This window comes from Candidatus Thermoplasmatota archaeon (assembly GCA_018814355.1).
Lineage (GTDB): Archaea > Thermoplasmatota > Thermoplasmata > UBA10834 > UBA10834 > COMBO-56-21.
Window position 1 is genome coordinate 1 of record JAHIZT010000035.1, and the last position, 6638, is coordinate 6638.

Annotated in this window: 7 protein-coding genes; 3 read left to right on the forward strand and 4 right to left on the reverse strand. The window is 54.9% G+C overall.

Going from position 1 to position 6638, the window contains the following annotated elements; genetic code table 11:
- The coding region (locus KJ653_01865) for a bifunctional alpha,alpha-trehalose-phosphate synthase (UDP-forming)/trehalose-phosphatase (GenBank protein MBU0684583.1) at positions 1 to 234 on the forward strand (234 nt) is incomplete at its 5' end.
- A 77-nt stretch (positions 235 to 311) separates the two neighbouring features.
- On the opposite strand, the gene KJ653_01870 is transcribed toward KJ653_01865, so the two are convergent.
- Both KJ653_01870 and KJ653_01875 read right to left on the reverse strand, forming a co-directional pair.
- Complete coding sequence (locus KJ653_01870) at positions 312 to 890, reverse strand: CBS domain-containing protein (GenBank protein ID MBU0684584.1); 579 nt, start codon at positions 888 to 890, stop codon at positions 312 to 314.
- On the reverse strand, positions 862 to 2493 hold the full coding sequence (locus tag KJ653_01875; GenBank protein MBU0684585.1) for a mechanosensitive ion channel family protein: 1632 nt from the start codon (positions 2491 to 2493) through the stop codon (positions 862 to 864). The genes KJ653_01870 and KJ653_01875 overlap by 29 nt, the downstream gene beginning before the upstream one ends.
- A gap of 612 nt (positions 2494 to 3105) precedes the next feature.
- On the opposite strand from KJ653_01875, the gene KJ653_01880 reads away from it, so the two are divergent.
- Entirely contained in the window at positions 3106 to 3585 is a 480-nt protein-coding gene (locus tag KJ653_01880) for an NAD(P)H-dependent oxidoreductase (GenBank protein MBU0684586.1), read from the forward strand.
- Positions 3586 to 3854: 269 nt separating this feature from the next.
- Here the strand turns inward: KJ653_01880 and KJ653_01885 are convergent, their stop codons facing one another.
- Both KJ653_01885 and KJ653_01890 read right to left on the reverse strand, forming a co-directional pair.
- Positions 3855 to 4850 carry an agmatine deiminase family protein gene (locus KJ653_01885; GenBank protein MBU0684587.1) on the reverse strand — a complete coding sequence of 332 codons (996 nt, stop codon included), beginning with the start codon at positions 4848 to 4850 and terminating at the stop codon, positions 3855 to 3857.
- Positions 4851 to 4890: 40 nt separating this feature from the next.
- Entirely contained in the window at positions 4891 to 5736 is an 846-nt protein-coding gene (locus KJ653_01890) for an N-carbamoylputrescine amidase (protein MBU0684588.1), read from the reverse strand.
- Positions 5737 to 6176: 440 nt separating this feature from the next.
- On the opposite strand from KJ653_01890, the gene KJ653_01895 reads away from it, so the two are divergent.
- A partial coding sequence (locus tag KJ653_01895) for an agmatine deiminase family protein (protein MBU0684589.1) occupies positions 6177 to 6638 on the forward strand: 462 nt, incomplete at its 3' end.

Here is a 6638-nt window from a genome sequence, read left to right on the forward strand (position 1 = left end):
GAAGTCAAGAGCACCCATGTGAACAAAGGACTCTTCTACGTACGACATCTGTCCTCGAGAAAATGGGACTTCATCTTCTCCGCCGGCGACGACGAAACCGACGAGTACCTCTTCGATAAGTTGCCGAGGGACAGTATATCCGTCAAGGTGGGGATCTCGGCATCCTCGGCAAAATACTCTATGGAGAATCCAGAGAATATCCTTGACTTCCTCGAGAGTCTTGCCGGATCTTGAGGACTTTCCTTAACGATATGGCGCTCGGGGTATTGCGGCCACAGCTGGATCATGGATGGACGGCGCACGAGGGGAACTCATTCTTTCGGGGTCTGTGTCGAGGATTCTGCTGGCGCTGGCGCCTGCGAGAAAGCGGAGCGCGCGATCTTCAGCAGATTGATGGTGTTCACCTCCCCAATCAGCCTTCCGTCCTCGTCGAGGATGGGGAAGTCATTGAGGTGTTCGCCAACGACCCTTCTCACGATTTCGACAACAAGAGTGCTCTTCGTGACCGGAATCGGCTTTGACATGAAGTCTGCCGCTCGGTCGCTCTCCATGTCCCCAACGAACCTGAGCCACGAGATCACGCCGGACGGCCTCGCTCCGATCCTGTTCGCGACATGCCGCATCAGGATCTCGACTGAGATAGTCCCCCTGAGACGGCCTTCCTCGTCAAGGACATAGGCCTTCCTGGTCACTCCTGACGCGAGTATGGCATCCAACGCGTTTCTCAAAGTGGCGTCGGTTGAGATTGTAGCCGGCTTCGACACTATGTCGTCCAGGAAATCTCCGATGGTCTCAGTCAAGCTCAGCTTCTTCTCGGCTTCGTTCAAATCCCCTTCATACATGACTTTGCCCTCCATCCTTTCAGGAGCTGCCCTTTCCCCGTCTGCCACCCTGTTTTCCCTTTTCATCGTTGTCGAAACGCTCGATGTCCAGCGGAACGGTCTTGCTCTCAGAGAGAGCCTCGTTCTCCAGGCGAACATGGACCGTTCTCTGCGGGAATGGAATCTCTATCCCGGCCTCGTTGAACCTGGTGTAAATCTCCGTGTTGAGATAGTCGGTGACAGCGAATCGATTGTCGCGGCTATCAAGCCAGACAAGGACGAAGAAGTCGAGGCTCGACTCGCTCATCGCGTCGAACCGGATGATCGGCTTCAAGGGTTCATCCTTCAATATGTGAGGACTCGCGTCGATGGCCTCGCTTATGATCTTCCTCACCTTGGTTATGTCGCTCCCGTAGGCGACGTTGAAAGTCTTCATCAACCGGCCCTGGTCAAGAGGGTTGCTGAAGTTGGCTATCTTCTCGTTGACGAGTTTGTTGTTGGGAACGGTAATGATGCTCGCATCGATGAATCTGAAGAGCCTCGTCGTCCTCATCCCGATCCTCCGCACTTGTGCCCAATCGCCGTCGCCCAGTATGACGATATCTCCTTCCTTGAAGGGCTGGTCAGTCAGTATGAACATTCCACTGAAAAAGTTCGAGAGGGTGTCTTGTGCGGCGAAGGCTATTACCATGCTCGTGACGACACCGCCAGCCACGAACAGCGTCAGATCGACCTGCAAGTAGCCCAGGAGCACGCCCAGGCCAACCAACCCGATGACGACGAGTCCTAGCTTCTCGATTACGGGCATCAGCATATCATCCAGGTGAGACTGAGTCCTCTTCGCCACCTCCTTAGCGAGATGCATGACGACCTCCTTGAACAGCTTGTAGGCGACGTACAACAGGACGATAGCAAGCCCCACCTTATAGACCTTTAACAGCATGTCGGCAAGTCCAGATGGGAGGAATTCCTCGAGGACGTTCATCGACTGCAATGTGCCGTAGAGAATGATCAACACCAAGAGCGGAGTCCTGATGATCCTTATCACGATGTCCGCTACGCGGATCTTCGTCTTGGATCCGAGCCTTTTCATGAGCGGTATCAACCCCACCAGGGCCAGGAATGCGATGCCTGTCCACACCGCCACATCTAGGAGGAACACTCCCCACTCGTTGTTCAAAGGGGCTGGTAGTGGATTCCTGAAGAACCCCAGCACTTTGTGGTCGGCACGTGAGCCTTCGTCGACCGTAGTGACTGCATAGACTGTAGTGATCTGGATGAGGTATCCGCGGTCATAGACTTTCAAGTGCACAGTCAGGTTCGAGGATGAGGGCTTTGTGGTCTGTGGCGCCTTGACGGCAACAGCCACGCTTCCCAGGCCTTCTGGGGCGAGGGCAATAACGTCCGATGTCGTGTTGAATGTCCAACCGGTCCCGGTGATTTCCGCGTCAACGATGACAGTGAGGTCGACGGAGGAATACAAGTTCTGAAGGGTCCAGTTGTAGGTTGCGGTCTGGTTCGATGAAACGATCTTGCTGTAGTCGTCAATCTCTAAAATGTTAACGGCCGTGGGACTTGCCTCTGCCACTCCTCTTGTCGCTGATGATGAGATCACAAATGCGAGCGAGCAGACTATGACCATCCAGACTGCTAAGTTACCTTTTCGTCTCATGTGTTCATCCCTTCCCGGATACCTGCCCCAAATCCCATCCCGATACTACGTTCGGGAAAAACGCTGATGCCGGCGGTGTTCAGCCAGCACGCGTGGCCGGAAGTAGGCGCGATTCCGTCTCGTATCGGGAATCTGACGCTGATGCCCCTGCACTTAACAGGGATCTCTCGAGCTTGCCTGGATCGAACTCTTCGAATCCTCCACTTTCCTTCCGTATTTTCATCGATTCTAGCCTATTCTCAATCAAATGCAAGCATCATAGATATTTCTTGTGGTCGATTCTCCACTTCCCTAGGCGTCTTCTGAGAGCCAGGCCAGAAGGCGCCAAATCAAGGTCATCTTGCTCCGAGAATGGAGGCATGACCCCCGGATGTCAGCCCAGGGATTCCTGACGGACTCAGATGAGGGGAGGTCGCCTGAGGCGGCAGTGGAAGAAGGCTTATCACTTGTGTACGATTTCTCAAACAGATAGGCTGTTAGATCATAGAGTCAGGCTCGGTCCAGCGAACCCATGATCGGAGAAGAGCCAAGCATTCAAGCATGCACACGGCTTACCTTGGGAAAAGAACTTAGGAGAGCAAAGACGATTCCAGCCGCTAGAATGGTGGAAAGATGACCAAAGTGTTGGTTGTGTACGACTCAAGAACTGGCAATACCGAAAGAATGGCCATGGCGGTCGCCGATGGCGCTAGGCAGGTCAAGGGGACCGAAGTCGTTGTTCTCAGCGTCGACAAGGCGAAGATGCAGGACCTGGTCATTTCCGATGCGATCATTCTGGGTTCCCCGACGTACTACGGGAACATGTCTGGGAAGATGAAGTCATTCATCGACCAGACATACAGAATCCATGGAAGACTCAGAGGAAAGGTCGGCGGAGCTTTCACGAGCTCTGGAGATACGGCCTGCGGGGCCGAGACAACGGTGCTCTCGATGCTAGAGGCGATGCTGATCCACGGAATGATCATACAGGGAAGGTACGACAACAAGCACTACGGTCCGACTGCAGTAGAAGCGCCGAACACGAAGGAGATAGGATCCTGCAAGGAGCTGGGGAAGAGGATGGCAAATCTGGCAGCTGCTCTCGGGACATAGCTCTTGCAGGAATCCATATTCCATGCGCGACATGCGAGAAACGAGCCGGACGTGCAAGTCAATACGCGACCTCCAACGACATCGGACCCGTCACTGAGAGATCGTCCCGAAGATTGACATGCGTCCTGAGGTTTGTCAGTTCCTGTCTCAGACATGATACACAATCATGCTGGTAGCATTTGACGAACTGGTAGACGAATGACAAGCAACGAGAGACAGCCTCCCGAGTATGGACGCGGCTCCCTGAATACTTTCACTGCCAGATTGCATCAGGGGTAAAGAGGCTCGCCAGCAGGCAGCTGCTGGGTGATGCAGTGGACATCCCCTCCTCCAATACTGACGTCCTCGCACCTGACACCGACGATCTCGCGCTCCGGAAACAGAGAGACGAGGATCTCACGAGCGAGATTGTCTTCTCGAATTCCGTAGGTAGGGAAGACCACAGCGCCATTGGCGAAATAGAGGTTAACATAGCTCGGCGTTATGGAGACACTTCCAACCAGCATCGGCCTTGGCTGGACCATTCTCACCACCTCCAGTCGTCGTCCTTTGGCATCAGTGGCTGATTCCAACCGAGACAAGTTCTCCTCCAAGTTCCGATAGTTCGGATCAGAGCCGTCACTTGTGTGCGCAGCCAGCACGACATGGGGCATTGCGAAACCGGCGACACCGTCAACGTGTCCATCAGTCATGTCGTCCTCGACTCCTCTGGCGAGCCAGACTACCTTTCGTATGCCCAGATAGCTGGCGAGGACCTGCTCGATCCCTTCCCGTGACATGCTCGGGTTGCGGTTGGCATTGAGCAGGCACTGCTCGGTCGTCAGCAGTGTACCTTCGCCGTCAACGCTTATCGCACCTCCCTCAAGGACCATAGGCGCATCGTAACTCCTGATCCTCAATCGCTCAGCCAGGAGGACTGGCAGTCTGTCATCCTTCGCCCACGGTCCCTTATTGCCCCAACCGTTGAACCTGAAATTGACGAGCGCAAGCTTGTTGTCTTCCCTCCGGACGAAGATCGGACCGTTATCTCTTGCCCACGAATCATCAAGCGCCGCCTCGAAGAGGCTCGCTTCTGGACCGAGTTTTCTTCTGGCCTCCTGAACGGTCTTGGGATCGACGATAACCGTCACGGGATCGAAACGGTCAATTGTCTTGATGACAGCGGAGTAAGCCCTCTTCGCGTCCTCGAAGTGCCCTCGCCAGGTTAGTTCTCTACATGGCCAAGAGATGATGCATCCAGCGTGCGGGCCCCATTCCGCCGGCATTGAGAATCCACCCCCCGCGGGCGTCTGCCGTGCTTCCTCGCTAGCGCTTCTCGCGGCCACGCCTTGACCTCCTCGCCTTTGTCAGGTCTCCGTAGGTTTGCGGTTGGCGCGTGTCGAAGAATCCGAAGAATGAACGGGCATCTCGGATCTGCGACAGGTCCAGCTGCACAAACACCGTCTCCGGGCGGCTCGTGGATGCGCGTCTGAGGACCTTGCCCCAAGGGTCAGCGACGAAGCTGCCTCCATAGAACCTGATTTTCTCTTCCTGGCCGACTCGATTCACGGCAGCAACGAATACCCGATTCATTACCGCCTGAGCCCTCATCACAAGTTCCCACTCGGGACGGGAGTCGAAGTCCGACCTTACCAGCTCGGAGCCTATCGCGCTTGGGTAGATCAGGAGCTCGGCGCCCTTGAGGGCCAAGGTCCTGGACACCTCCGGGAACCATTGGTCCCAACATATCCCAAGGCCGATCTTGACATCGCCTAGACGGGCGACAACGTATCCCAGGTCTCCTGGCTTGAAGTAGAGATCCTCTCTGTACCCCTCAGAGTCTGGAATGTGGACCTTGCGATATGAGGCGCTCACCTTCCCGCTCTTGTCTATCAGCGCGAGCGAGTTGTAACACGTCCCAGCGTCTACGACCTCTGCAAACGGCAGAGCCACCGCGGCACCTGCCTCTTTCGAGACCTCTTTGAATTCAGCCAAGAGACTCATGTGATCCGGCAGACGCGCTGTCTGAGCTTCGTGATCTTCGAACTGGCCAACGTAACGGTTGGAGAACAGTTCTGGCAGTATCCAAAGGTCCACATCTTTCGCAGATGAGACAGCTATTGCACTCTTCGCAGCGACGATATTCGCCTCAGGCCTCGGCGAGCACCGCATTTGAACGAGAGCGATTCTGAATTTTTCCGAGGCATTGCTGGACAGGGGACTCCACCCTACGCGTCATTTCCCTGCAAGCCTAATAAACATACCTGCTGAGGCTCGATATGATTCCTGAGGGGCATCCAATAGTCTCCGCATGCTCAAGTTCCGAAGGATTCCCACGCTGACTCCGAGCGATCAAAGACCCTTCAACGCATTCTTGATTTCTTGGACCTTCAAGAAACGGTGTCTGTCTCGGGTCGGTTTCAAATCCGCCCTTCCCGAGCTCACTTCATTTCTGTCGACGCTCAGCAGAAGAATCATAAGAATGCTGAATCAATAGCAGGAGGCCGTGCGGCAATCGAAGACGCCTCCGCCACATAGGAAATGGGATTGTCATAAGACGGCCCTGAGGCAAAATGAAGAACCGAGCAACTCCTGTCGAAGATGGATTATCCATGCCCGCAGAGTGGGCTCCGCACGCAGGTTGCATTGTATCCTGGCCATGCAAAGAAGAGACATGGTGCGGCTTTGTGAAACAGGCAAAGCGCGCATATTCTGAGGTCATCGGTGCGATAAGCCAGTTTGAACCTGTCTTCGTCCTTTCAGACCCATCGACGACGCGCGAGGCACGCCAGGCCTTGGTCAAGGAGACTCCAATCATCGAACTCCCGCTTGACGATGCATGGATCAGAGACAACGGCCCTACGTTTGTATCTTCAGACAGCGGAGATCTTGCGATCGTGCAGTTCGGATTCAACGGCTGGGGAGAGAGGTTCTCACCCTATGATAGGGATGCAAGGGTGCCGGAATTACTAGCGGATAGAACGGGATTGAGAAGGTATGTTGCGCCGATGGTACTTGAAGGCGGAGCCATATGTGTGGACGGAGAGGGAACCCTTCTCACGACCGAGTCCTGC

Bases quoted from the DNA above. Each gene is read 5' to 3' on its own strand.
- KJ653_01875 (MBU0684585.1), bottom strand. From the start codon at position 2,493: ATGAGACGAAAAGGTAACTTAGCAGTCTGGATGGTCATAGTCTGCTCG.
- KJ653_01880 (MBU0684586.1), top strand. From the start codon at position 3,106: ATGACCAAAGTGTTGGTTGTGTACGACTCAAGAACTGGCAATACCGAA.
- KJ653_01885 (MBU0684587.1), bottom strand. From the start codon at position 4,850: ATGCCGGCGGAATGGGGCCCGCACGCTGGATGCATCATCTCTTGGCCA.
- KJ653_01890 (MBU0684588.1), bottom strand. From the start codon at position 5,736: ATGCGGTGCTCGCCGAGGCCTGAGGCGAATATCGTCGCTGCGAAGAGT.